The 24,052-nt window shown below is 63.6% G+C and carries 17 protein-coding genes and 1 pseudogene; 8 read left to right on the top strand and 10 right to left on the bottom strand.

Annotated elements, in window-relative coordinates; genetic code table 11:
• The first annotated feature begins 48 nt into the window (after nt 1–48).
• On the top strand, nt 49–2,745 hold the full coding sequence (locus CCR96_RS23625) for a diguanylate cyclase (RefSeq protein WP_201224479.1): 2,697 nt from the start codon (nt 49–51) through the stop codon (nt 2,743–2,745).
• A gap of 129 nt (nt 2,746–2,874) precedes the next feature.
• Here the strand turns inward: CCR96_RS23625 and CCR96_RS23620 are convergent, their stop codons facing one another.
• From CCR96_RS23620 to CCR96_RS23605, 4 genes are read right to left on the bottom strand one after another with little or no spacing between them, the layout of a single operon-like run.
• Entirely contained in the window at nt 2,875–7,434 is a 4,560-nt protein-coding gene (locus CCR96_RS23620) for a response regulator (protein WP_201224472.1), read from the bottom strand.
• Entirely contained in the window at nt 7,424–12,826 is a 5,403-nt protein-coding gene (locus tag CCR96_RS23615; RefSeq protein ID WP_201224471.1) for a PAS domain-containing hybrid sensor histidine kinase/response regulator, read from the bottom strand. The genes CCR96_RS23620 and CCR96_RS23615 overlap by 11 nt, the downstream gene beginning before the upstream one ends.
• A complete protein-coding gene (locus CCR96_RS23610; RefSeq protein ID WP_201224470.1) occupies nt 12,816–14,384 on the bottom strand; it encodes an ATP-binding response regulator in 1,569 nt (522 codons plus the stop codon). Before CCR96_RS23610 ends, CCR96_RS23615 begins: the two co-directional genes overlap by 11 nt.
• A 60-nt stretch (nt 14,385–14,444) precedes the next feature.
• Nucleotides 14,445–15,479 carry a response regulator gene (locus tag CCR96_RS23605; protein ID WP_201224469.1) on the bottom strand — a complete coding sequence of 345 codons (1,035 nt, stop codon included), beginning with the start codon at nt 15,477–15,479 and terminating at the stop codon, nt 14,445–14,447.
• A 309-nt stretch (nt 15,480–15,788) separates the two neighbouring features.
• Between CCR96_RS23605 and CCR96_RS23600 the strand changes: the two genes are divergently transcribed.
• Both CCR96_RS23600 and CCR96_RS23595 read left to right on the top strand, forming a co-directional pair.
• Nucleotides 15,789–16,067 (top strand): type II toxin-antitoxin system RelB/DinJ family antitoxin, encoded by a 279-nt coding sequence (locus CCR96_RS23600; RefSeq protein ID WP_201224468.1) that lies wholly within the window; start codon nt 15,789–15,791, stop codon nt 16,065–16,067.
• Entirely contained in the window at nt 16,039–16,359 is a 321-nt protein-coding gene (locus CCR96_RS23595) for a type II toxin-antitoxin system YafQ family toxin (RefSeq protein ID WP_201224467.1), read from the top strand. Before CCR96_RS23600 ends, CCR96_RS23595 begins: the two co-directional genes overlap by 29 nt.
• A 23-nt stretch (nt 16,360–16,382) precedes the next feature.
• Here CCR96_RS23595 and CCR96_RS23590 read toward each other — a convergent pair whose 3' ends face one another.
• From CCR96_RS23590 to CCR96_RS23580, 3 genes are read right to left on the bottom strand one after another with little or no spacing between them, the layout of a single operon-like run.
• Nucleotides 16,383–17,855: a DEAD/DEAH box helicase gene (locus tag CCR96_RS23590; protein WP_201224466.1), complete on the bottom strand. Its 1,473-nt coding sequence runs from the start codon at nt 17,853–17,855 to the stop codon at nt 16,383–16,385.
• Nucleotides 17,856–17,912: 57 nt separating this feature from the next.
• On the bottom strand, nt 17,913–18,230 hold the full coding sequence (locus tag CCR96_RS23585) for a BrnA antitoxin family protein (RefSeq protein WP_201224459.1): 318 nt from the start codon (nt 18,228–18,230) through the stop codon (nt 17,913–17,915).
• A complete protein-coding gene (locus tag CCR96_RS23580; RefSeq protein ID WP_201224457.1) occupies nt 18,199–18,468 on the bottom strand; it encodes a BrnT family toxin in 270 nt (89 codons plus the stop codon). Before CCR96_RS23580 ends, CCR96_RS23585 begins: the two co-directional genes overlap by 32 nt.
• A 237-nt stretch (nt 18,469–18,705) precedes the next feature.
• Between CCR96_RS23580 and CCR96_RS23575 the strand changes: the two genes are divergently transcribed.
• Nucleotides 18,706–19,245 (top strand): hypothetical protein, encoded by a 540-nt coding sequence (locus CCR96_RS23575; protein WP_201224455.1) that lies wholly within the window; start codon nt 18,706–18,708, stop codon nt 19,243–19,245.
• A 92-nt stretch (nt 19,246–19,337) separates the two neighbouring features.
• On the opposite strand, the gene CCR96_RS23570 is transcribed toward CCR96_RS23575, so the two are convergent.
• Together CCR96_RS23570 and CCR96_RS23565 are read right to left on the bottom strand one after the other, a co-directional pair.
• Nucleotides 19,338–19,754 (bottom strand): type II toxin-antitoxin system VapC family toxin, encoded by a 417-nt coding sequence (locus CCR96_RS23570; RefSeq protein ID WP_201224453.1) that lies wholly within the window; start codon nt 19,752–19,754, stop codon nt 19,338–19,340.
• Complete coding sequence (locus CCR96_RS23565) at nt 19,735–19,989, bottom strand: ribbon-helix-helix protein, CopG family (RefSeq protein WP_201224444.1); 255 nt, start codon at nt 19,987–19,989, stop codon at nt 19,735–19,737. Before CCR96_RS23565 ends, CCR96_RS23570 begins: the two co-directional genes overlap by 20 nt.
• A 578-nt stretch (nt 19,990–20,567) precedes the next feature.
• On the opposite strand from CCR96_RS23565, the gene CCR96_RS23560 reads away from it, so the two are divergent.
• Together CCR96_RS23560 and CCR96_RS23555 are read left to right on the top strand one after the other, a co-directional pair.
• Nucleotides 20,568–21,647 (top strand): endonuclease, encoded by a 1,080-nt coding sequence (locus CCR96_RS23560; protein WP_242519329.1) that lies wholly within the window; start codon nt 20,568–20,570, stop codon nt 21,645–21,647.
• 84 nt (nt 21,648–21,731) lie between these two features.
• The gene (locus tag CCR96_RS23555; RefSeq protein WP_201224442.1) at nt 21,732–22,664 is read left to right on the top strand and encodes a Uma2 family endonuclease; all 933 of its coding nucleotides are present in this window, start codon (nt 21,732–21,734) and stop codon (nt 22,662–22,664) included.
• A gap of 259 nt (nt 22,665–22,923) precedes the next feature.
• Here CCR96_RS23555 and CCR96_RS23550 read toward each other — a convergent pair whose 3' ends face one another.
• Nucleotides 22,924–23,292: a hypothetical protein gene (locus CCR96_RS23550; protein WP_201224434.1), complete on the bottom strand. Its 369-nt coding sequence runs from the start codon at nt 23,290–23,292 to the stop codon at nt 22,924–22,926.
• A gap of 76 nt (nt 23,293–23,368) precedes the next feature.
• On the opposite strand from CCR96_RS23550, the gene CCR96_RS23545 reads away from it, so the two are divergent.
• Nucleotides 23,369–23,803 carry a PIN domain-containing protein gene (locus CCR96_RS23545; RefSeq protein ID WP_207192062.1) on the top strand — a complete coding sequence of 145 codons (435 nt, stop codon included), beginning with the start codon at nt 23,369–23,371 and terminating at the stop codon, nt 23,801–23,803.
• Between the two features lie 37 nt (nt 23,804–23,840).
• Nucleotides 23,841–24,052: pseudogene (locus tag CCR96_RS23540) on the top strand (recombinase family protein); the annotation flags it as partial.

Below are 24,052 nucleotides of genomic sequence, written 5' to 3'. Positions count from 1 at the left end.
ACGACGAATGAGTCGCGGCAATCTCAGGGCCTGCGGAGCAATAACCCTGTGAAACCGATCAATCTCACCAGCATGGCGATCGTACTGTTCGTGGTGCTGTTGAGCCTGTTCGAGCTGATTGGCACACAGCTGTTTCAGTTTGAGGCCGAAGGCCATCGACAACGCGAGATCGAGCAGGTCAAGCGGCAGTTGGAACGGCGCACCGCGGCGCTCAAGGCGCGCATCTACGCCAATATCTATGCCGTCTCCGGCGTCAAATCACTGGTGGCGATGAATCCCGACTTGACGCAGGAGGATTTCAATCGCGCCATGGCGGTGCCGTTTCGTGAAAAACCGGATTTGCGCAATATCGGCCTTGCCAGGGAGATGGTCATTCGCCTCGTGTACCCGCTGCAGGGGAATGAAGCGGCGGTGGGCTTGGACTACAGAAAGCAGCCTGCTCAGATTACAGCCGTGCGCCGCGCGCTAGCGCTCAACAAGATCGTGCTCGCCGGCCCCCTCTCGCTGGTACAGGGCGGCCAGGGCGTGATTGCCCGCATTCCCATTCATGTCCCTGATCCGGCATCGGGACGGGAGCGATTTTGGGGGTTTGCGTCGGTGGTCATGGATCTGGAGTCGATCCTTGCTGGCGCTGGGATCATGGCGAATGATGGCGAACTGCGCATCAGCCTCAGAGGTCGCGATGCGCGCGGGCCGGAGGGTGAGGTGTTTTTTGGTGATGCCTCGGTGTTCGAGCGTGAGCCGGTCACCCAAACCATCGACCTGCCCGACGGTAGTTGGCAGTTGGGCGCCATCCCCGCAAACGGCTGGAGCGGCTACTCGGTCCTGAGCGCCCCGCTGATGTCGCTCTATCTTGCCGTCGTGTCGGCGATCCTGATCTTCGTCGCGCTGATCGTGTTCTTGCTCGCCAAGACCAGAAAGGCCACGGACACGCTCAAAAAAGAGCGCGATCTGTTTGCCGCGGGGCCCATCTTCACGATCGAATGGCGGGCTGAACCAAAAGGCCAATGGACGCTGGTTTATGTGTCCTCGAACGTCGAGCAGATCCTTGGTTACCGGACGGCGGACCTGCTGGATGCGGATTTCAGTTACCGCAGCCTGATCCATCCGGAGGATTCGCCCTCGATACTCGCTGATTTGCAAAACAACATTGAACAGGGCAGGGATCGTTTCGAGACAGCCTATCGGCTGCGGACCGGCAAGGGGCAGTTTCTGTGGCTATATGATTTTACCATTCTGGTGCGTGATCAAGCCGGTCGGGTCACCGCGATGCGCAGCTATCTCTATGATCAGAGCGCGCAAAAATCGGCCGAGGAGGCACTCCGCCTGGCCGAGGCCCGGCTCGAGAAGACCGCCTACGACTTGACTGAAAACATCCCGATCGGCACTTACACCATGGTGCAACCGGCCGCGGGTGGCATGGCCAATTTTGCCTTCATGAGCAGCCGGTTCCTGGAGTTGACCGGTCTCAGCCGCGCCGATGCGTCTTCCGATCCGTTGCGCGCCTTCGCCTGCGTGCATCCCGACGACTTTGATGACTGGGTCGCGCTCAATGCCAAGGCCTTTGCCGAGAAGGCGCCCTTTTTTGGCGAAACCAGACTACTGATTGATGGGCAGATCCGCTGGATCACCGCTGAATCCTTCCCCCGCGCCCTCGCCGATGGCAGCACGGTGTGGGAAGGTGTCCTCGCCGATATCACCGATCGCAAGCGTGCCGAAGCGGCCTTGACGGAAAGCTTGCGCCGTTTCAACGATCTCGTCGACCATGTTTCGGTCGGCGTCTATGTGTTTTGGCATCGCGGCGATGGCGGCGCGGATTTCGAGTATGTCAGCGATGGCTGGTGCGCGATGAATCAACTCTCCCGCGAGGCGGTGTTGGCTGATCAAACGGTTGCCATTGATGTCATCCATGCCGATGATCTGGAGGCATTCAAACGCTGTAATCAGCAGGCGATCGAGCAAAAAAGTCAGTTTCGCTGGGAGGGACGGGTGATCGTTGGCAGTGAGGTGCGCTATATGCTGATCGAATCGAGCCCACTGTTTTTTGATAATGGCGATAGTCGCTGGTTTGGCATCCAACAGGATATTAGCGAACGCAAAGAAGCCGAAGCGGTGTTGCGTGAGACCAATAATGCGTTGGAAAATGAGATTGTTAAACGGACGCTGGTCACCGAGGAGCTTAGGATCAAGACGGATCTGCTCGAGAAGCTCTCTAGGCAGGATGGTCTGACCGAGATCCCCAATCGTCGCCATTTCAATGAGCGGGCTAAAATGGAATGGCAGCGGGCGCAACGCGTCGGTTTGCCGCTATCGGTGATCATGATCGATATCGATCACTTCAAACAATACAACGACCGTTATGGTCATGCCGCTGGCGACGTCTGTCTCAAACAGGTGGCGAGCGTGCTGAAGTCATCTTGCGAGCGTCCGCTCGATCTGGTGGCGCGCTATGGTGGCGAGGAATTCATCGCCCTGTTGCCAGAAACCGATCACCAGGGCGCGCGCCATCTGGCCGAGCGGATGCGCGCGGCGGTGGAGGCCTTAGCCATCCCCCATGCTGGCTCCAGCCTTGCCAAGGTGGTCACCTTAAGTCTCGGCGTGGCGACGCACAATGATGGCCATGCCAAGGCCACTCTGAGCCAATTGCAAGCCCGTGCGGATCAAGCCCTGTACCGCGCCAAGCAGCAGGGGCGCAACCGGGTTGGGGTTGAGCCGGAGCCGGCCTCGACCGTGGCAGGCTGTTGATCGACGAGACGCTTCAGCGAAAGGTTGACCGGGTAAGGATTTTTCTGACTGCTCGAACGTGGGAATCCGCCCGATGACTGGGAGAGTCTGGTTGCCGCGAGCCGGTCAGATTGGTCGTCATCAGGGCCTTCAAGCGCGGTCTAGACGGCGCTCGAGTTCATCGAGGGCCTTGAGTGCCGTCTCGAAGTCGTAAGCCTCCGCGGCCTTGGCGATGGGCTTGAAGGCGCTGGCATGGGGCGTTGCCGAGAGTTGCTCATGCAACGCCGAGATCACCTCGAGCGCGCGGATATCGTCGGTCTCCATGAGACCTCGCAGCTGCTTGAGTGACGCGTTGAGGGCGGCTCGATCGATGCTGACGGCAGCGGAAGAAGCCGCGGAAGAAGCCGCGGAAGAGGCCGCGGAGGCGTCAGCCGTCGCAAGCGCCCGCAGCCCTGCAATCACCGGGTCCAGTGCCGCCAGTGTGTGTTTGAGCAAGGCCTGAATCCTCTCCTCGTCCTGCCCGCTGGCACAGGCCTGTTCGAGCGCCGCGGCGGCCTCGCGCACACCTTGGGCGCCGATGTTGGCAGCCACCCCCTTGAGCGTATGCGCGCAGCGGGTGTGCGCCTCTGGATCTTGCGCCCTGGCCGCCAGCGCGGCGGCGAAGTCGCCGGCGAAATCAGCTTGGGTCTCGGCGAAGCGCTGCAGCAGGCGCTGGTAGAGCGCCTGATTGTGTTGGGTGATGGCGAGGCCGGCGGCGGTATCAATGCCTGGTAGAGAAGAGTGAGGAGTGAGTGGAGAGGAGTGAGGAGTGAGTGAAGAGGTGGCTTTCTCACTCCTCTCCACTCGCTTCTCAACCTTGATCCAGCGCGCCATGGTGCCGAGCAGCTCGCGCACCTTCACCGGCTTGCCGATGTGATCGTTCATGCCGGCGGCGAGGGCCTTCTCGCGATCGCCGGTCATCACGTTGGCGGTCATCGCCAGGATCGGCAGGTCGCGGTAGCGCGGGTCTTGGCGGATGGCGCGGGTGGCGGCATAGCCGTCCATGATCGGCATCTGGCAATCCATCAGCACGCCATCGAAGCGCTGCTGTTCGAGCAGCGCCAGCGCCTCTTGGCCGTTGTTGGCCACTGCCGCGCTCATGCCGTTGGTGCTGAGCAGTTCCAAGGCCAGCTCCTGATTGATGGCGTTGTCCTCGACCAGCAGCAGATGGGCGCCGCGCAGCTTGGCCAGCGCCTCGTTGGTGGCCTCTTCCTGATCGGTGCCGCGTGAGTCCGCCACCGCCTCGCGGCCCATGGCGTTGAGGATGGCATCGAGCAGGCTCGAAGGCGTCACCGGCTTGGTCAAGAAGCCGGCCAGTTCCAGACCATTGGCGGCGTGCTGCGCCTCGTCGCGGCCATAGGCGGTGACCATGATCACCGTCGGCGCATGCGCGATCAGCTGGTCGGATTGGATCGCGCGGGTGGTGTCGAGGCCATCCATGTTGGGCATCTTCCAGTCCATCAGCACCAGGTCAAAGGCGCTCTGGCCGTCGACCTGCTCGAGGCGCGCGATGGCCTCGGCACCACTGGCGGCCTGCTCGACCTGGAAGCCGAAGGCGCCGAGCATCGACTGCAGCACCATGCGCGAGGTACTGTTGTCATCCACCACCAGCACCCGCAGCGTCTCGAGATCATCGATCTTCGGGCGTCGTTGCGAGCGTATTCCTCGTTGCTTGCCCAGGCGCACGGTGAAGTGGAAGCTGCTACCGACGCCCGGCGTGCTCTCGACCCAGATCTCGCCGCCCATCATCTGCGTCAGCCGCTTGCTGATCGCCAGCCCGAGACCGCTGCCGCCGTACTTACGGGTGGTCGAGCTATCGGCCTGACTGAACGACTGGAACAGCCGCTGCTGCTGCTCCGCGGTCATGCCGATGCCGCTGTCACGGACGCTGAAGCGCAGCCAAACTTGATCGGCCGCTTCTCGCTCCAGGCCGACACGGATCAGGATCTCGCCGCCGGGGTCGGTGAACTTGACCGCGTTGTTGCCGAGATTGATCAAGATCTGCCCGAGGCGCAGCGCATCACCGATCAGCGCCGTGGGGAGATCGGGCGGCAGCTCGAACAGCAACTCCAGACCCTTTTCCTCGGCCTTGATCCCGACCAGGTTGGCGAGGTTGTCCATCACGTCTTCCAGGCGGAAGTCAGTCGCCTCGATGTCGAGCTTGCCGGCCTCGATCTTGGAGAATTCGAGGATGTCGTTGATGATCCCGAGCAGCGCCTCGGCCGAGCGATGCGCCTTCTCGATGTAGTTGCGCTGGCGAGGGTTCAGCTCGGTCTGCAGCGCCAGATGCGACATGCCGAGGATGGCGTTCATCGGCGTGCGGATCTCATGGCTCATGTTGGCGAGGAACTCGGACTTGGCGCGGGTCGCCGCCTCGGCGGCATCGCGCGCCTGCGCCAAGGCCTCCTCGGCCAGCTTGCGCTCGGTGATGTCTTGCACGATGCCGCCCATGCGCTGGGCGCTGCCATCCGCGCCGAGGTAGGTTTGGCCAAGCGCGCTGATCCAGCGCTGCTCGCCGTCAGGGCGCTGTATGCGGTATTCGACCTGATAGGGGGCGCCGGCCTCGACCGAGGCGCGGACCATTGCATCGACGCCGGCACGATCCTCCGGATGCAGGGTCTCGAGGAACAGCTCATAAGAGGCCAGCCCCTCGATCTCGACGCCGAACAGGGCCTTGAAGGAATCCGACCAATAGAGTTCATTGGTGCTGATCTCCCACTCCCAGACGCCGATGTTGGCGCCCTCGATCGCCAGGCGCAGCCGCTCCTCGCTGCGCGCGAGTCGGTCCTCGAGCGCCTTGCGCTGGCTGATATCCTCAAAGAACGCGATGAACCATTCCTCGTCGCCTGCCCGTTGCAGGTAGATGGTGACCGAGGCCGGATAGAGGGAGCCGTCCTGGCGCCGATGCAGCGTTTCGATCTTCAGGCTGTCCTGGGTTTGACGCAGGCGCTCGGCGATCTGACGCAGATCATCTGGCGTGAATTCGGGATTGATGTCGCTCACGGTCAGCGACAGCAGCGCCTCGCGGCTGTAGCCGAACTGCGCGCAGCATTGATCATTCACGTAGATGAAGCGCCCGTTATCGGCGTTGTTCCAGGCGATGCCGATGCCGGCGCGATCCATCGCGCGTTGGGTATAGGCGAGTTGGTCGTTACTCGCCCGCAGCTCGGCGGTGCGCTCGGCGACCAGGGATTCGAGCTGGCGGCGGTGATGTTGCTCGCTCTCGCGGAAGCGGATCTTGTCCTCTTGCTGGCTGGTCACATCCAGGGTGATGCCGTCCCAGAGGGTGTTGCCGTCTTCGCCGCGCCGCGGGCGAGATTGAATCAACAGCCAACGTCGTCGGCCATCCGGATGGTCGAACGGCAGCAGCTGGGAGAAATCGCTCATCTCCGCCGCGCTCTTGGCGCCGGCCGCGGCGTTGCGCTCGCGCGCCTCCGCGGGTATGCGCGCGAACACGCAATCCGCGTCCGCCCGCAGTTGCTCGGCACTGAAGCCGAGGATGCGCTCGGTACCGGCGCTGGCGTAACAGAACTCCGGCTGGCCGTTGACAACCCGATATTGATAGACAAAGCCACTGGGCAGGTTGTCGCCGAGCGCGCGCAGTTGCGCCTCGCGCTCGAGCAAGGCCTGCTTGGCCTGTTCGGATTCGGCGCCGCGCTTGGCGACCGCGCGACGCAGCGAGATCACCCAGAGGCCGACCAGGAGCAGCGTCAGGCTGAGCGCGGCGATCGCCTTCAGGGCCAGTGCCGCATGCTGGCGATAGTCGGTCGGCTCCATCAGCCATTGCCGCCGCAGCGCCTCGATCTCGGCCGCGGGGATCGACGCCATGCCCTGTTCGACCAGGTCGAGGGTGGCCGCGGCGTCCTTGCGCGTCGCGCGGTGGAATTGCCCTTCGTAGAGCGCGAAGGCCTTGACCAACTGGCGATGGGCATCGAGCTGATAGAGGTAGAAGTTGGCCGGGTACTCATCCATGCAGAAGACCTTGATCCGCTGCGCCTTGGCGGCCTCGATCACCGCCCGGTAGTCCTGGTAGCGCACTAGGTTATGGATGCCGCGATTGGCCAGCCAGTCGATGCAGGCATCGCCTTCCATGACGCCAATCTGAAAACCGCGCAGGGTCTCGAGCTTGGTCAGCCCGCCGATCGAACGGTCGCGATAGATGGCCACCGGCAGGGTGGCGTAGGGCTCGGAAAAGGCATAGAGCGGCAGGCGTTGTGGGGTCTTATAGAGGTTCTCGATGACATCGGCCTCGCCATCGAGCAGGCGTTGCTGCGCCAGTTCCCATTGCAAGGGCTGCAAGTTCACCGGGATGCCGGTGGCCTGTGACCAGCGCTGCCAGAGGTCGGCCAGGTAGCCATCGGCCTCGCCCTCGGCGTTGATGAACAGATAGGGGGGGTAATTCTCGTCGCCGACCACTTGCAGGACGCGCGCTTGCGCGAACGCGGGGCCAGTGGAGAACGCGAGTAGCAGCAGACAGAGTGAAGTCAGGCGTCGCGGTGACAGCAGGTGTGGCAGCAATCGGCGTTGCGGCAATAGGTGCTGCAGCAACAGGCGTCGCGGCAGCAAGCGTGGCAGCAATCGGCACGACCACGGCAGCAGGATCAGCGGCGCCCAGTGCATATCGGCGCCAGCGCGTTGCGCTTGACGCTGTCTGGTCTTGTCACGCGGCATGGATGGCATTCTCAACCTCATCGAGCGCTTGCAGCGCTGTCTCGAAATCATAGGCCTCGAGCGCGGTGGCGAGCGGTTTTAGGACCTGACCAAGCTGGCTGGCGCCGAGCTGCTCGGTGAGGTTTCGCACGAGTCCGATGGCATCGGTATCGTCTTGCTCCAACAGGCTGCGCAGCTGCGCGAGCTCTTTGACCAAGGTGGCAGGGTCGAGAGCGGGCTGCGCCGTCGCATCAAGCGCAGCGGAGTCTGCCCCGATCCCGGCCCCAAAGGTCTCGGAACCAGTCCTGGCGCTCGGTGCAGGCGTCAGCGCCTCGAGCCCCGCCAGCACGGGCAGCAGCGCCGCGCGGGTATCGGCGACCAACGCTTGGATCTGCCCATCATCGGCACTCGCTTGACAGGCCGCCTCTAAGGCCGCCGCGGCTCGTCGCACCCCCTCGGCACCAATATTCGCCGCCACGCCCTTGAGGCTATGCGCGCAGCGGGTTGCGGCATCCGGGTCCTCTGCCCGAGCCGCCTGCGCCGCGGCAAAGTCCGCGGCAAAGTCTGCTTGCGTCTCGGCGAAGCGGCGCAGCAGGCGTCGGTAGAGCGTCTGATTGTGCTGCGTGATCGCTAGGCCAGCGGCGATGTTGATGCCTGGTAGAGAGGAGTGAGGAGTGAGTGGAGAAGAGTGAGGTGTGAGTGGAGAAGAGCGAGGAGTGAGTTGAGAGGAGTGAGGTGTGAGTGGAGAAGAGCGAGGAGTGAGTTGAGAGGAGTGAGGTGTGAGTGGGGACGTGGCGGCTTGCTGAGTGCTTGCATTCAGGCTCGCCACGGGCTTCGTGTCCATGGGCTTCGTCCCCTCAGACGTCGTCTCAGGGCTCATGAGGCTCTCTTCACTCCTCTCCCCGCTTCTCTCTTTACTCTCTTTCTCACTCTCTTTCTTACTCTCTTTCTCACTCCTCTCAACTCGCTTCTCGACCTCGATCCAACGCGCCATGGTGCTGAGCAGCTCGCGCACCTTCACCGGCTTGCCGATGTGATCGTTCATGCCTGCGGCGAGGGCCTTCTCGCGATCGCCTGTCATCACATTGGCGGTCATCGCGAGGATCGGCAGCCTCTTGTAACGTGGGTCTTGGCGGATCGCTCGGGTTGCTGCGTAGCCATCCATGATCGGCATCTGGCAGTCCATCAAGACGCCGTCGAAGCGCTCCTGCTCGAGCAGATCCAGCGCCTCCTGTCCGTTGTTCGCGACTGCTGCGGTCATGCCGTTGGTGATCAACAGCTCTAACGCCAGCTCCTGATTGATCGCATTATCCTCCACCAGCAGCAGATGCGCGCCGCGCAGCGCCGCCAGTGCCTCGCTGGTCGCCTCCTGCTGATCGGCCGCGCGCGAATCGGAGACCGCCTCGCGGCCCATGGCGTTGAGGATGGCGTCGAGCAGGCTTGAGGGGGTCACTGGCTTGGTCAGGAAGCCGGCCAGTTCCAGACCATCGGCCGCGCGCTGCGCCTCATCGCGCCCGTAGGCGGTGACCATGATCACCGTTGGCGCGCGCGCGATGAGCTGATCGGCCTGGATCGCCCGCGTGGTATCCAGCCCGTCCATGCCCGGCATCTTCCAATCCATCAGCACCAGATCAAAGGCGCCCTGGCCCTTGGCCTGCTCGAGGCGCTCGATCGCCTCGGCGCCACTGGCGGCCTGCTCGACCTGGAAGCCGAAGGCACTGAGCATCGACTGCAGCAGCTCGCGCGCGCTGCGATTGTCATCGACCACCAGCACCCGCAAGGCCTCCAGATCGTCGACTTTTAGGCGTCGCTGCGAGCGCACCCCGCGCTGCTTGCCCAGGCAGGCGGTGAAGTGGAAGCAGCTGCCGACGCCGGGGCTGCTTTCGACCCAGATCTCGCCGCCCATCATCGCCGTCAGCCGTTTGCTGATCGCCAGTCCCAGCCCGCTGCCGCCGTACTTGCGGGTGGTCGAGCTATCCGCCTGGGTGAAGGACTGGAACAGCCGCTGCTGCTGCTCCGGGGTCATGCCGATGCCGGTGTCGCGGACGCTGAAGTGCAGCCAGACGCGGGCCTCGTCTTCCTGGTCCAGGCCAACCCGGATCAGGATCTCGCCGCCGGGCTCGGTAAACTTGACCGCATTGTTGCTGAGATTGATCAGCACCTGGCCGAGGCGCAGTGCATCGCCCACCAGCGCTGTTGGCAGATCCGGCGGCAGCTCGAACAACAGCTCCAGGCCTTTCTCCTCGGCCTTGAGACCGATCAGGTTGGCGAGGTTGTCCATGACGTCCTCGAGCCGAAAGTCACGCACCTCGATGTCGAGCTTGCCAGCCTCGATCTTGGAGAAATCCAGGATGTCGTTGATGATGCCGAGCAGGGCCTCGGCCGAGCGATGCGCCTTCTCGATGTAGTTGCGCTGACGCGGGTTCAGCTCGGTCTGCAGGGCCAGATGCGACATGCCGAGGATGGCGTTCATCGGTGTGCGGATCTCATGGCTCATGTTGGCCAGGAACTCGGATTTTGCGCGGGTGGCGGCCTCGGCGGCATCGCGTGCCTGCGCCAACTCTTGCTGTGCGGCCTTGCGCTCGGTGAAGTCCATCAGCCAGCCGAGGATGCCCGGCTCGCCGTGGTAGTCGAGCTTGACGAAGCTGGCCAGCATGTAGCCGATGCTGCCGTCGTTGCGGTGCATCTCGACCTCGAAGTTGGTCACTTGGCCGTCGCGCTCCAGGCGCTCGAGCATCTGCCGGCGCTGTGAGAGGTCGGCGTAGATGTTGATGGCCGAGTCGCCAACCGAGAGTGAAAAGGCCTGCTGGAAGCTCGGATTGGCCAGGCGGATGGTGCCGCCAACCGTGATGGCCGCGCTCAACGGACTCGAGTCGAGGATGTTCTGCAGCTGCTGACGCTCGGCGATCAAGGCGTTTTGAGCACTGACGCGCTCGGCGATGTCCCTGAACACCAGCACGGCACCGATCTGTTGCCCAGCCTTGCGCATCGGCACCATCGCGTACTCGACCAGCAGCGCCGAGCCGTCTTGGCGCCACAGCAGGTCTTGCTCGATGCGGCGCCGTTGACCGTCGGCAAGGGTGCGATTCATCGGGCAGTCGGCCTCTGGGAACGGGTGGCCGTCGGCATCGCGATCGTGCAGGGTGGCATGCAGTGGCAGGCCGATCAGCGCCTCCGGTGCATAACCGAGCAGCTCGCCGGCGGCGCGGTTGCAGAAGCTGATGGTGCCTTCCAGATCCAGGCCCATGATGCCCTCACCGGCGGAGTCGAGGATCAGCGCATTACGCTCGCGCGCGGCCTCGCTCTCGGCCTCGGCGCGACGCAGGGCAGTGCGGTCGAAGGCGGCGCCGTCGATGCGGATTGGCCGGCCTTGCTGGTCCAGGCTGGTGCCGCCGCGGGCGGCGATGACGTGCTCGCTGCCATCGGGCCAGCACACCCGGTATTCGATCTCGAGCGGACGCTCGCCACGCAGGCTGGCGTCGAAATCGGCGAGGACCCAGGCGCGATCCTCGGGATGGATACGCTCAATCCAGCCCTCGAGCGTCGCCGGCTGGTCTTCCGGCAGACCGAGCAACTGCGCGACGCGTATGTCCCAACTCCAGCGGTTGCTCAGCAGATCACCGCTCCAAAGACCGACTTCAGCGGCATCCAGCGCGAGGTTGCGAGCGATCTCGGCCTCGCGCAGCGCCAGCGCGATCTGCTTGGTCGCGGTGAGATCCTGCGCGATGCCGACGAAGTGGGTGATCTGCCCGGTCTCGTCGGCGACCGGCGCGATCGACAGCGAGACCCAGTAGTGCTCGCCGTTCTTCTTGCGGTTGCACAGCTCGCCATGCCAGGTCTGGCCGCTGAGGATGGTCGACCACAGCTGCTCATAGGTCTCGGTCGGGGTGTTGTCGCTCTTGAGCAGGCGCGGATTCTCGCCGAGCGCTTCCTCGGCGCTGTAGCCGGTGATCTGGCTGAAGGTCGGGTTGATGTGCTCGATCGTGCCTTGGTGGTCGGTGACGATGATGCAGAGCGGGTTCTGCTCGACCGCCTGAACGTATTTGCGCAGGTCATGGGTGCGCTCCTCGACCAGTTCGTTGAGACGGCCGCGGGCGCGCTCGCCGAGCCAGATCAGGGCGACGATCAGCCCCAAAGCGAGCAGCACCACGCCGCCCAAGGCGCTGAGCAGTGGAGTGCGCAGGGCGCGATAGGGTTCCAGGGCTTCATCCAGATCCATCTCGGTGGCGATACCGAGCCCGAGCGTCTCGGACCAGCTCCAGACGCCGATCACCAGCACGCCGCGATAGTCGCGGTAACCTTGGGCGTCGATGCCATCCTCGGCCTGCAGCGCGGCCTGCGCCATCCGGGTCAGCGGCCAGGTCTCGGGTGCGTTGCTGGGCTGAAAGCCACGGGACAGATCGCCACCTGGGTCGGCAATGCGCAGGCCCGGGGTGACCTCGAATCCGGCTACTGGCGCTTGCTCGAAGCGCGAGGGGGTGAGCAGATGGCCGCGCGTATCGAACAGATAGGTCTCGCCGCTGCGGCCGAGCTGTCCGAACGCGGTAATCTGCCGCAGGGCTTGTTCCGGGGCCAAGCGCAGGCCGAGCAAGGCGCGCATCCCCTGAGCATCCTTGACCGGTGCGAGCAGAAACAGCGCTTGCGGCAGGCAGTCAGCGTCGGTCTTCTCCTGATTCGGCGCGCTGGGCGGGATGAACAGGCGTTCGCCGCTCAACAGCCGGGCGAAGTCGAACGGGTTGCAGCGGGCTATCGGATGGAGCTCGCCGAGCGATCCCGGCTTGGCGGCGGCCAGCACTCGGCCTTCGAGCGAGAGGAGAAACACATCCTCGGCGTTGCTGAGGTTGCGGTGCTCGGCTAGGCGCTCGCGCGCCAGCGTCAGTGCTGGGCTGTCGCGCAGCGGGGTCGGCGCCTCGGCGGCCGCGAGCAAGGCCCCGAGCAGTGGCTGCAGCTGTGGATCATGGGCGATGCGCTCGGTTTCGCGCTGGTGGCTATCGACCCACATCTGCATCGCCTGCTCTGTGGCGCGATTCATCGCCCAGAGCGTCTCGGCCTTGTCGGCGCGCAGGCGTTGATCGATCTGGCTCAATCCCTGTTGCGCCAGTGCCAGTGCCAGCGCTAGGAACAGGCCCGCCAGCGTCAGTGCCAACAGCATGAGGCCGCGCCGCTCGATCAGATGATCCTCGCTGCCGCGGCGCAGCCGTCGCAGCAGCGCCAGAGCGAGCGCGATGCTGACGCCAATGCTGATGGCCCAGGTGATGAAGGCGACCGGTGCGAGTGCGCCGACGCCAGTGCCGGCATCGGCAAGCGCGGCTGTAGGCGGGGTGATGGCGAGTGCTGAGGTGGCGAGCAGGCGGTGGAGGCGATGCGCCGGCCAACGGCGAGGAGAACCGGCCCCGCGATGCTCAGCGACCATGATGCGCGGGCAGGGTCACGCTGAAGCAGGTGCGCTCTTTCTCATTACTGACGAAGCTGATCGAGCCGCCGAGCACCTCGGCCATCAGCTTGGCGCTGTAGGTGCCGAGGCCCGAGCCGTCTTCCTTGCCGAAGGTGGCGCCTTTCTCGAACAGACGCTCGCGGATCTCGGTCGGCACCAAGGCCGGGTTCAGCACATGCACCTTGACCTGGCCAGCGCCATACTCGAAGCGGATGCGCACGCTGCCGCGGGCGGCGGTGGCCTCGATCGCATTACGCATCAGGTTGGCGAGGATGGTGTAGATCAGCAGCCGCTCGCCCGAGGCGACCAGCGCCTCCGGATGGTCGTGCTCTTGCAGCAACAGCTCGACCATGCCGGCGCGCGCCAGCGGCTGCAGGTCGCGCATCACCCGTTGCGCCAGGTCGACCAGGTTGACCGGCGCTAGCTTGGGTTCGTATTCGCCGCGTTCGATGCGCAGCAGCTCGACCGAGAAATTGACCAGCTCGCTGACGGTGAAGGCGGCTTGCTCGATCTTCTCGCGCAGCTCATTCTGCACCGGGGTTAGATAGCCCTGTTCGCCGAGTTCATCCGCGTAGCCAATGATGGCAGTGAGTGGATTGCGGATGTCGTGGCGCACCATGCGGTCGATGTCTTCCTGCAGGCGGATATGCGCGACAGTGAGATCGAGCTGCTCACGCAGCGCATCGGCGGCGTCCTTGAGCCGCAGTTGGGTCTCGATGCGGGCCTTGAGGATGAGCGGCTGAATGGGTTTGACAATATAGTCGTCGGCGCCCGCGGTGAGGCCGGCGGCGACCTCATCGTTGGTCCACTTGGCGCTGACAAAGATGACCGGGATCGAGGCCGTGCGCGGGTTTTGCTTGAGCTTGCCGAGCACCTCCATGCCGTCCATCTCCGGCATCATGATGTCGAGCAGGATCAGATCGGGCGGTGGCTGGGCGGCGGCCACCTTGAGGGCGATGCGGCCATTGATGGCGGCCTTGACGTTGTATTGCGGTTTCAGCGCCTCGGCGACGATCTCGATATTGTCGGGCTCGTCGTCGACGGTGAGGATGATGCGTTGGCGCGGACCAGATGGCGTCTCGAGCGCGCGACTGAGCGGATTGGCGGGCTTGCTGCCAGTCGGCAGGTGCATGGCGCTGGCGCCGTATTTGAGCGCGCCTCTGACGCGCTTGGCGAGTGACTCGGAGGTAAAGGGCTTGGCGACGAAGTCGGTGACGCCGGACTTGATCGCCTCGGCGACCCTGGTGCGCTCGTTCTCTCCGGTCACCATCAGGAACGGGAGCTTGGCGGTCTTCGGGTTGGCGCGAATCTGCCGCAGCAGTTCGAGCCCGTTCATCTTCGGCATGTGCCAGTCGGCCAGCACCATGTCGACACGCTGGCGCTTGAGCAGGTTGAGCGCTTCTTGGCCATCGGCGGCTGATGCGACGACCTCGAAGCCTTGGTCCTCGAGGGCATAGCGTAGGGTCTGCAGCATCGTCGGGATGTCGTCGACGATCAGTAACCGAGTCGGGATGTCATCCGGGATGTCATCGCTCATGGTGCATCCGCCTGTTTAAGCTGGAACGGCTTGGAGAGTGTATAGGCTGTGGCGAGCGGTCTAGGTCACCATGCCGTCTTCCGCATAGCGGCTGCGAATCGTCAGGATCTCTGGCATCGCCTCAAAGAACACCGGCACCAGATCTGGATCAAAATGGCTGCCTTGGCTGTCGCGGAACAGCTCGAGCGCGCGCTCGACCGGCCAGGCCGGCTTGTAGGGGCGCACCGAGGTCAGGGCATCGAAGACATCGGCGATGGCGACGATGCGCCCGACCTGCGGGATCTGCTCGCCAGCGAGGCCGTTCGGATAACCGCTGCCGTCCCACTTCTCGTGGTGCGTCAGGGCGACCACGCGCGCCATCTTGAGCAGTTCGGAGTCGCTGGCATCGCCGATGATGTCGGCGCCGATCTGTGCGTGGGTGCGCATCACGTCCCATTCCTCGGGTGTGAGCTTGCCAGGTTTCTGCAGGATGCTGTCAGGGATGCCGATCTTGCCGACATCGTGCATGGGCGCGGCATTCAACAGCAGGTCGACATTGCGCTCGTCCATGCCGATAGCGCGGCCAATGATGGCGGCATAATGGCTCATGCGGATGACGTGTAGGCCGGTCTCGTTGTCCTTGTATTCCGCCGCGCGTCCGAGCCGGCGGATGATCGCCAGCCGGGTCTCGTGCAGCTGCGCGGTCTGCTCGCGGACCTTGATGTCGAGGATGCGGTTCTGATCGTAGAGCGCGAGCTGGGTGTGCACCCGGGCTTGGACGATCGGTGGACTGATCGGCTTGGTGATGTAGTCGACAGCGCCTAGCTCGAGGCCGCGGATCTCGTCGTCGAGCGCGATCTTGGCGGTGATGAAGATGACCGGGATATGGCGCGTGCTGAGTTCGGACTTGAGCTGCTGGCAGACCTCGAAGCCATCCATGCCGGGCATCATGATGTCGAGCAGGATCATGTCGGGCGGTTCGCCGGAGCGGGCGATGCGCAAGGCGCGCTCGCCGCGGGTGGCGGCCTTGACGTTGTACGCGTCTTTCAGGCATTCGACCAGGAGGTCGATGTTGGCGGGCTCATCGTCGACGACGAGAATCGTTTGTTGATGCATCGCATCCCCATTTCTTCTGCTCTAAACCCTGACATCTTACAGCGCGGCCCCGGATGAGGAGGCGTCTGTTCCAGGGGTCGCTCAACCGGCTGCCTGAGTCAGGCCAGGCTGATCAACGATACCAGAGACGGCAGGATTCGTTTGTTGCGGCATTGCTCAATTTTAGCCTTTCCCGCTTGCGATCGGTGACTTCGGCACGGGATGCGGCGCTCAGGCAATCGCAATCACGAACGCGCTTCTTTGTCTCTCAAAAGCGATACATAATCTGATCACGTTGATGATGATCGAGTGACGATCTGGGGGATCGGTATGGCTCAGTCGACCATGCTCCATGTCCGGGTGGACGAGGACACCAAGGCGCAGGCTAGCGAGGCACTGGCGGCCATGGGCCTGACGGTATCCGACGCTGTGCGCATCTTGCTCAAGCGCGTGGTCAACGACCAAGCGTTCCCTTTGGAGCTGAAGGTACCCAACGCGCAGACCCGCGCGGCGATGGAGGAGGCGCGCCTGATGCGTCAGCATCGAAGCGCGCGTTTTCAGGCTGCTGATGCCTTGATCGATGACCTCGAAAAAGCCAGCCAGTCATAAGCGGGCCAAGCCGCCGAGGGCATGCGATGACACCAAGACCTTCCTTAAGGACTGGAGGCGTTTGTCGCACGCGGGCCGCTATGATCTCCAGCGCCTGAAGCAGGTGATGCTGTTGCTGATCGCAGACGATGCCCCGCTGGGACCCGAGTGGCTGGATCATCCGCTCAAGGGTGACTGGGCTGATCACCGGGAATGCCACATCGGTGGTGACTTCTTGTTGATCTACCAAGCGGATGACGACAGCATCCTGTTTGTCCGCGCGGGCACGCACTCCGAATTGTTCGAGGGATGACGCGGCGAATCGTTCGAGCCGGTTTATCGCTTCATCGGATCATCGCTGTTAGGTCGGCGCTTGGGTGGCGCGAAGCCGGCGTCGATGCGTTCGGTGCCGGCGCCCTCTGTGGAGCTGGGCTTGCGCCGTTTGCCAATGTTCTTACGGTCGCGGAGCCGTTGCTTTGGCTTAGGTGCTTCGGTCTTGGTGGCGCTTTTGGCGGTCGTGCGCGTGCGGCTGTTGCCGGTCGTGCTCGTGCGGCTGTTGCCGGTCTTGCCGCTGGATGTCTTGTCCGCCTGCTTGCCGGTTTTAACTGCCTTGCCTGCCTTGCTCGCGAGCTTGCCGCCGGCCTTGCGCCTTGGGTTGGGGCCTTTGAAATGGGCCTCGAGACCCGGCAACTGGCGCAGCGCGACCTCGAGGCCAAGCCAGCGGCTGATCGACGCCATCTTGTTCCATTCCGGCGCCGAGACCAGCGAGATGGCGATGCCGGCCCGGCCGGCGCGGCCGGTGCGCCCGGTGCGGTGCAGATAGTCCTCGCCACTGCGCGGGATGTCGAGATTGATCACGCGCTCGACGCCGGTCAGATCCAGTCCGCGCGCGGCGACATCGGAGGCGACCAGCACCGAGACCTGACCGCGCTCGAGCAGGCCCATCACCCGTTTGCGCTCGCGCTGATCCAGCTCGCCATGCAGCGCCGCCGCGCGCACCTGCTCGCCAACCAGGAAGGCGCCGATGGCCTCGGCGCGGGCGCGGGTGTTGGTGAACACCAGCGCCTTCTCATAGGTCTCGTGTTGCAGCAGCCAGAGTAGCAGGGCCTGTTTATGCGGCAGCTCGTCGCTGAGGATGATCTGATGGCTGATGTCCGGATGCGCGGCGCGGATGGCGTCGATCTCGATGACCAGCGGGTTGTTCAGCAGATGATCGGTGATCGGGCGCAGTCCGCCGTGCTTGAGCGTGGCCGAGAACAGCAGCGATTGGCGCGCTCGGTTGCTGGCGCCAATCAGGGTGATGACATCGGCGGCGAAGCCGAGGTCGAGCATGCGGTCGGCCTCGTCAAGCACCAGGAAGCGCAGTTGGGTCAGATCGGCCTCGCCGGTCTCGAGATGTTCGAGCAGCCGGCCGGGAGTGGCGATGACCAGGTCCGGGTTCTTGCGCAGCGCCGAGACCTGGCGGCCGCGATCCTCGCCGCCGACGATCACCGCCGCGGTCAGCCGGGTGCGGCTGCCGAGGCTCAGGAATTCGCTCTGGGTCTGGCTTGCCAGCTCGCGCGTCGGCACCAGCACCAGGGCGCGGATGCCGCCATCCGGCGCCGGCTCCTCGCTGAGACGCTGCAGGATTGGCAGCAGAAAGGCGCCGGTCTTGCCGGAGCCGGTGGCCGCCGAGGCGAGCAGGTCGCGCCCCTCGAGCACGGCGGGGATCACCCGCTGCTGTACCGGCGTCGGCTGCCGCCAGCCGGCGTTGGCGATGGCGCGCTGCAGCGGCTCGTCGAGATCGAAGGCGTCGAACGTATGGGTCATTGCGTTAAGGTTTGAAGGATGAAGGAATCCTTGTCGGTTCGCGCCCTGGAAAGGGACTCAATGCGCCGAGTGTGCCGAGACGTACTCGCGCAGCGCCGCATCGATGCGGGTCTGCCAACCCGGCCCACCGGCCTTGAAGTGCTCGAGCACCTCCGGGGAGAGCCGGATCGAGATGGCCTGCTTGGCCTGCCGGGCCTGTTTGGCTTCGGCGCGCACCTCAGGCCACGGGCGCAGTTCGGCGAGTTCCTCGTCGCTCAGCTCGCGGGCGTCTGGATCGGCGGCGATGCCTTCGCGAATGCGGGCGTCTTCCTCTTCGGTATTGAGCCGAAAGACGCGGCCGGATTTAGAGGTGATCGATGTAGGTTCGTTTTTCATGGTTCTCTGCGATGCGCAAGCTGATGATGCGATAGACGTCCTGATCCTCGGTGAACACCACGCAGTAGATCTGATGGCCGATCGGCGCAAAGCCGATCCAGCGCTGCTCGTCATAGGTCGCGCTGAGATCCTCACGCACCTGCGCGAACTCCCATTCCAAATCACCCGCCAGCGCCAAGGACACCCTGTGCTTGGCGAGGTTGCGGCGGTCCTTAGCGGGATCGAAGACGATGTTCATGTCCTTTAAGTGTATATACAGACTGCGCTTCCGGCAAGGTGGCTCAGTGTCCCATTCCCAACGGAGATGATGTCACCATGGCCATCCTATCCTGCTGCTGCTTCAGTACAGCGTGCCCATCGTGCGCCAGCCGAGCACCCGTGAAACCTTCGAATTCGTCGTGACCTTCTAAGAGTCCTGTCATGCTTGAGCGTTATTACAACCTGTCGGATCAATGGCCAGTCCTTCACCCTGCCGGTGGATCAGCGCCTGACGCGCGCCCCGGCGCCCGATACCGGTACGCTGATTTCCGAGCCGCACCTGTCCACCAGCGACGAGGCGCAGCGGATCGACACCACCCGCGCGCCGATTGTGAGCGTGACGCAGGTCACCATCACCTGCGAGGGCGCCGCGGCCGAGGTCGCCGCCAAGCAGAACGCCACCACCATTGGCGCGCTGAAGCGCCTGGGCAGCGCGGTCGAGTCAATGGCGATCCCTGATAGCGCGAATCCCGAGCGCCTGCTTTCCTTTAACCGCGGGCATTGGGGCGTCGAGGCCCATCACTGGATGCTCGACTGGAACTGGGACGAGGATCGCTGCACGATTCGCACCGGCCAGGGTCCAGAAAACATTTCCCGCCTGCGTCGGTTCGCGACCGGTTTGATCCAGGCAAAATCCAATGATTCTGTCTCGGCAACCATTGATAAGCTTGCCCGCAAGGTCCGCCGTGTCTTCGACGACCTGCGTATGACAGCGAAATCCAACCCCCGCGCTGCCCAAACAGCTCCCGTCGGCTAGAACGGATTTGCCGAGGCGGCTTTCGCGAGCGCGCTTGACAGCAAGGAGAACCTGGGATTCCTGTTTGCCACAGATTCGGAAGACCGACTGATTCAGTTGAATGTCTGGAACAGGTTGCGGAAACCGCGCCGATCTTGCATGCGATAGACGGTGAAGTCGGCATCGACGCTGGCAACCGTCGTGATCCGCCGCCGCTCGCAGAGGGCGACCAGGGAGGCGTCGGCGAAATCGGCGGGTCGGTCGTGGTATTGCTCCATCAGGGCGCGAATCCGTGGCAGGTCGTTCGCGGTCTCGGTATCGAGCAGCAGTGCCGATTCCGCCCAGAAGAGAAAGTCCCGCTGTGCCTGGGCGGCGAAATCCAGCATGTAGACCACCTCGGTGATCACCGGGAGGTTGGTGATCAGTGGTCCGGGCTGCGCCTTGATAAAGGCCAGCGCCGCCTGATGGAAACGATCGGAGCCGTCGAAGAGCGCGATCAAGGGACCGCTATCAACGACGATGCTTTGCATCCAAACGCTCCCGATTCAAGGTCTTGCGGTGTTGACTGCGGCCCGAATCGCCACTGGCGCAGCGGCCGAACAAGGACTCGCCGAGCTGATACGGGGTTGATGCTTCGGGTGAAGAACGGGCGAGCTTTTCTCGAATCGCCTCGCGCACGAAGCTAGACTGGGTGAGGCCGGTGCGCTGCAGATGCTGGCGCAGTGCGACCTCGGTTTCCTGATCGAGCCGGAGTGACAGAGCCATCGCTGGGTCTCCCTGTAATACAAAGCTGTCTTACAGATGAGTTTAGGCCCATTGGGTGACCCTGCCAAGCGGGTCGGGTCGCGGCCTTCAGCGGCCGACATGGCGGATCGCTGACGCCTTGCTCGGTCCAGGTCATCGATGACTTTGGCCGTTTGCCGAACGATGCCGCGGGCTGGCGGTTGGACCCTGGGTCGCCGAGTTCATAGCGCCATTTGGCCTTGGTGCTAGCGGCGAGGCGAGGCTAAGAGATGCCTTTTTGACCTTTAGCGCGCTAAACGATAGGGCTCGTTTTTGCGTTGCATAAGACCGAGATCCGCCAAGGTTGCGAGGGTCTCGGTGATCCTCAGATAAGCAGTTGACCTGCCGAGCCTCGAGCTCTGATAGTCTCGCGGCATCGTCCGCTGATGTTGTCCGTGATGCCTCGTCGTTCTCCTGATTCCTCCGCACCCGCATCCACTCCCGCTCGTGCGAGCCGCCGTGGCGCTCGCGGCTCGGCCTCATCGTCCGCCAAACCCAGCGCCAACGCGGCAAAGCCGAGTCGCTCAAGGTCGACCCGGCAGCGACCGAGGCTGTTCGGGATGCTGCGACGCCTTGGCGCCAAGCTGCGTGGTCTGGCCATCGGCCTCGGGCTGATCATGGCGATCTCGTTGGTGCCGCCATCGGTGACCGCCGACTGGCCCGTGCTAGCTCAGCGCGCCGCGGCGATTACCCGTGACATCCGCGTGCTGTTATTAGATGTCGGTGCCTTGGTGATCGAGCAGGGCGCCGACTGGCTCGGCGAGAACGGCAAGGCGCTGGCCGAGGAGGGTGGCGTGATGCTGGTCGATGCGTTGCGCGAGGCGCGCGAGCTGGATCTTGGCGTTCGACTGCCCCGCCTCGGCGATCTGCTGCCGGCGCCACAGGCGATCTTCGGTGATCTCCTTGGCGGTCTGCTGGTGGACTGGTGGCCACAGCCCTCCCTGCCCATCGGCGGCGGCGATCTGCCGCGGGTGGCGGCCAGTTTCAGCGAGGCCAAGGAGCTGCTCTACCAGCGCGTCTACCGTGGGCATCGGCTCACCGCCTACTGCGGCTGCACCTATAACAGCAAGCGCAAGATTGACCTCGAGAGTTGCGGGCTCGAGGGTTTCGCGGACAAGGCGCGCGCGCGATGGGTCGAGGCCGAGCATGTGTTTCCGGCGGCGCAATTTGGCAACTTCCGGCGCTGCTGGCGACAGCCCCGGGCCTATCGCGCCTGTCGCGACAAGCAGGGTGATCCGGTCTCGGGTCGGGAATGCTGCCTGCGCGTCGATGAGACCTTTATCGTTGCGCATAACGACCTGCAGAACCTGATTCCGGCGGTCGGGATGATCAACGGCGACCGGCGTGACTACAGCTGGGGCATGGCGCCGAGCGGCAAGCGTTATGGCCGCTGCGGTATCCGCATCGATGCCGCGGGACGACGAGCCCAGCCACCAGATGCCCTGCGTGGCGATATTGCCCGAATCATGCTGTACATGCGCGATACCTACGGATTGCGACTGTCAAGGCAGGATGAGCAGCTATACGCGGCCTGGAACGAGCTTGATCCAGTGGATGCCTGGGAGATGAAGCGCCAGCAGCGGATCGCCCGCTTGCAGGGGATGAAGAATCGCTATGTGGTGGGCGAGCAGGGGTTGTGACGCGCATGCTGGCCGCCTTTGCTTTATGATCCGAGACGTCTCAATGATCAGTCTTGTGAATCAACCCCCTACCGGAGCCGAGCGATGAACCCCTTGTCTCACATCGATCCGGATGATCCCTATCCGGAGAGCGACGGGCAGCCGATGGCCGACAACACCGAGCAGTATCAGTGGCTGGTGAAGATCAAGGAGAATCTGGAGATCCTGTACGCCGATGATCCGAACGTCTTCATCGCCGGTGACCTACTCTGGTATCCGGTGCCCGATCGGCGCGAGACCGGGCCGATCGCGCCCGATGTGTTCGTGGTCTTCGGTCGACCCAAGGGGCGACGGGGCTCCTATCGGCAGTGGGAAGAGGACGACATCGCGCCACAGGTCGCCTTCGAGATCCTCTCCCCGTCGAACAGCGTCAAGGAGATGGCCGACAAGCTGGGTTTCTATGATCGCTACGGTGTCGAGGAATACTACGTCTACGACCCGGATCGGCACACCCTCGGCATCTGGACCCGCCAAGGCGGCGATCGCTCTGTGTCCGTGTCCGCGGCTGCTTCGGAGGCCGCTGCCGCGTCCAAGTCCGCACTGGCGTCAGCGTTGGGTACAGCCTCATCCTCAGCGGCGGAGTCAGCGCCCAACTTCAAGCCGGTACTAGGCCGTCAGGAGCAGCGTCCAAGGCTCATCCGCCAATCACACATCCACGGCTGGACCAGCCCATTGCTCGGGGTGCGTTTCGCGATGACGCCCGAGACGCTGTTGCTGTTCTACCCCAACGGCCAGCCGTTCCTGACCTCGGTGGAGCTGGCTCGGCGCGCCGAGCAGGCTGTTGAGCGGGCGGAGCAGGCGACGCAACGTGCCGATCAGGCGACGCAACGTGCCGATCAGGAGGCGCAACGTGCCGATCAGGAGGCGATACGGGCCAAGCAAGAAGCGATGCGGGCCGATGCCGCACAGACCCGCGCCAAGCGTTTAGCAGAGCGCTTGCGCGCGCTTGGACTCGATCCCGATGAGTTAAACCCGTGAGGCCGACGAGATGGCCCCAGCCCGATCAGCATCAGCGAGCTGAGTGGTCGTCCTCACCTTCGGGTTGCAGAAGACCGAGATCCTCAAGGGTCTCAAAATAATGTTTCCCTGTAAGCACTTGATTTTGTTAATCAATCCTACGCGCTGACTTCTCTAACAAACCCGAGCAACCAAAATCTGCTCGTTTTCTGCCGTTTTCGGGCAAAACGCAGCTTTTTAGGCCTTTGCCTAGCAGCGTCTTAAGCCGTGCCGTGTCGCCTCACTCGAAGTCGCTCTTCTCGATCCGCTCGACGTAGAGCAGATCGGCCAAGCGCCTGAGGATGGAAGCGAAGCCGGGCTGATGGGTATGACCGATGACCAATTGTTGATGGTCGCCACAACCGATGCGCCCCGGCGAGACCGGGAAGAATTGAGCACTCGGATCGATGCCGCGAACCTCGGCGACCCGAGCCTCGTTAGCCGGGATGCAGAACTCATAGCTGAGGGCGCGTTTGCCGTCAGTTGGCCCGACAAGCCCCTGAGCATCAAGCGCCGACAGATCAATGGCGAGTACTGGAACCTGCTCGCGCTCCCGTGACCCATCCACCGGTCGATCGAACTCAAGGGTCACGCCCAAACGCGGTAGCATCAGGTTGCACAAAAGCAGACCTGAAAGACTGATAGCGAAGAAGCATCGACCAGGATGTCTGAAGTCAGAAGCCATGATGAGTACACATTACCTGATCGACTATGAAAGCATCCAGCCTAAGCAACTGGAGGGCTGGCTCGACGAGGAAACCAGTATCACCCTGTTCGTCGGCCCCCAGCAGCAACGGCTACCGATCGAGTTGGTGATGCGGATGCAGGCACTCGGCGGGCGTGGTCGCTACGTGAAGATCGAGCGTGCCGGCAAGAATGCGCTCGACTTCCATCTGGCCTTCTACCTCGGCGAGCTGGCGGCAGCTGATCGACAGGCCCGCTATCGCATCCTCTCCAAGGACAGCGGTTTCGACAGCTTGATCGCACATCTGCAGGCGCGCGGTCTCGATGTCGAGCGCCTGCGGGAGATCCCGGCAGAACGGGATAGTTCAGCGGCAGTCGCTGCCCTGCCAGCAGCGCCAGCCGATGGTGATGAAGGGTTCTATCCGTTGAACAAATAAATAGACGGACATAGCCTTTTGCGCTATTCTGTTATGCATGAAGCGCATCAAACTCAGTGCCTGGGCCAAGCAGCAAGGGATTGCGTACCGCACCGCGTGGAACTGGTACAAGGCGGGGAAACTGCCGGCCCCGGCGCACCAAACCGAGACCGGCACCATCCTGGTCGAGGTGACTGACGAGGCTCCGGCGGGCGGCACACGTGCCGTGCTCTACGCCCGCGTCTCCAGCCACGACCAGAAGCCCCAGCT

It is taken from the genome of Halochromatium roseum (genome assembly GCF_016653315.1).
Lineage (GTDB): Bacteria > Pseudomonadota > Gammaproteobacteria > Chromatiales > Chromatiaceae > Lamprobacter > Lamprobacter roseus.
Note: the sequence above shows the minus strand (reverse complement) of the source record. Positions and strands in the feature narration are given on the sequence as shown.

What these genes read in the sequence shown, in the direction of transcription:
- CCR96_RS23590 (WP_201224466.1), bottom strand. Translation starts at nt 17,855, where the DNA reads ATGACCCATACGTTCGACGCCTTCGATCTCGACGAGCCGCTGCAGCGC.
- CCR96_RS23610 (WP_201224470.1), bottom strand. Translation starts at nt 14,384, where the DNA reads ATGAGCGATGACATCCCGGATGACATCCCGACTCGGTTACTGATCGTC.
- CCR96_RS23565 (WP_201224444.1), bottom strand. Translation starts at nt 19,989, where the DNA reads ATGGCTCTGTCACTCCGGCTCGATCAGGAAACCGAGGTCGCACTGCGC.
- CCR96_RS23595 (WP_201224467.1), top strand. Translation starts at nt 16,039, where the DNA reads ATGACCTCGAAAAAGCCAGCCAGTCATAAGCGGGCCAAGCCGCCGAGG.
- CCR96_RS23550 (WP_201224434.1), bottom strand. Translation starts at nt 23,292, where the DNA reads ATGCTACCGCGTTTGGGCGTGACCCTTGAGTTCGATCGACCGGTGGAT.
- CCR96_RS23555 (WP_201224442.1), top strand. Translation starts at nt 21,732, where the DNA reads ATGAACCCCTTGTCTCACATCGATCCGGATGATCCCTATCCGGAGAGC.
- CCR96_RS23600 (WP_201224468.1), top strand. Translation starts at nt 15,789, where the DNA reads ATGGCTCAGTCGACCATGCTCCATGTCCGGGTGGACGAGGACACCAAG.
- CCR96_RS23545 (WP_207192062.1), top strand. Translation starts at nt 23,369, where the DNA reads ATGAGTACACATTACCTGATCGACTATGAAAGCATCCAGCCTAAGCAA.
- CCR96_RS23605 (WP_201224469.1), bottom strand. Translation starts at nt 15,479, where the DNA reads ATGCATCAACAAACGATTCTCGTCGTCGACGATGAGCCCGCCAACATC.
- CCR96_RS23560 (WP_242519329.1), top strand. Translation starts at nt 20,568, where the DNA reads ATGCTGCGACGCCTTGGCGCCAAGCTGCGTGGTCTGGCCATCGGCCTC.
- CCR96_RS23580 (WP_201224457.1), bottom strand. Translation starts at nt 18,468, where the DNA reads ATGAACATCGTCTTCGATCCCGCTAAGGACCGCCGCAACCTCGCCAAG.
- CCR96_RS23570 (WP_201224453.1), bottom strand. Translation starts at nt 19,754, where the DNA reads ATGCAAAGCATCGTCGTTGATAGCGGTCCCTTGATCGCGCTCTTCGAC.
- CCR96_RS23585 (WP_201224459.1), bottom strand. Translation starts at nt 18,230, where the DNA reads ATGAAAAACGAACCTACATCGATCACCTCTAAATCCGGCCGCGTCTTT.
- CCR96_RS23615 (WP_201224471.1), bottom strand. Translation starts at nt 12,826, where the DNA reads ATGGTCGCTGAGCATCGCGGGGCCGGTTCTCCTCGCCGTTGGCCGGCG.
- CCR96_RS23620 (WP_201224472.1), bottom strand. Translation starts at nt 7,434, where the DNA reads ATGCCGCGTGACAAGACCAGACAGCGTCAAGCGCAACGCGCTGGCGCC.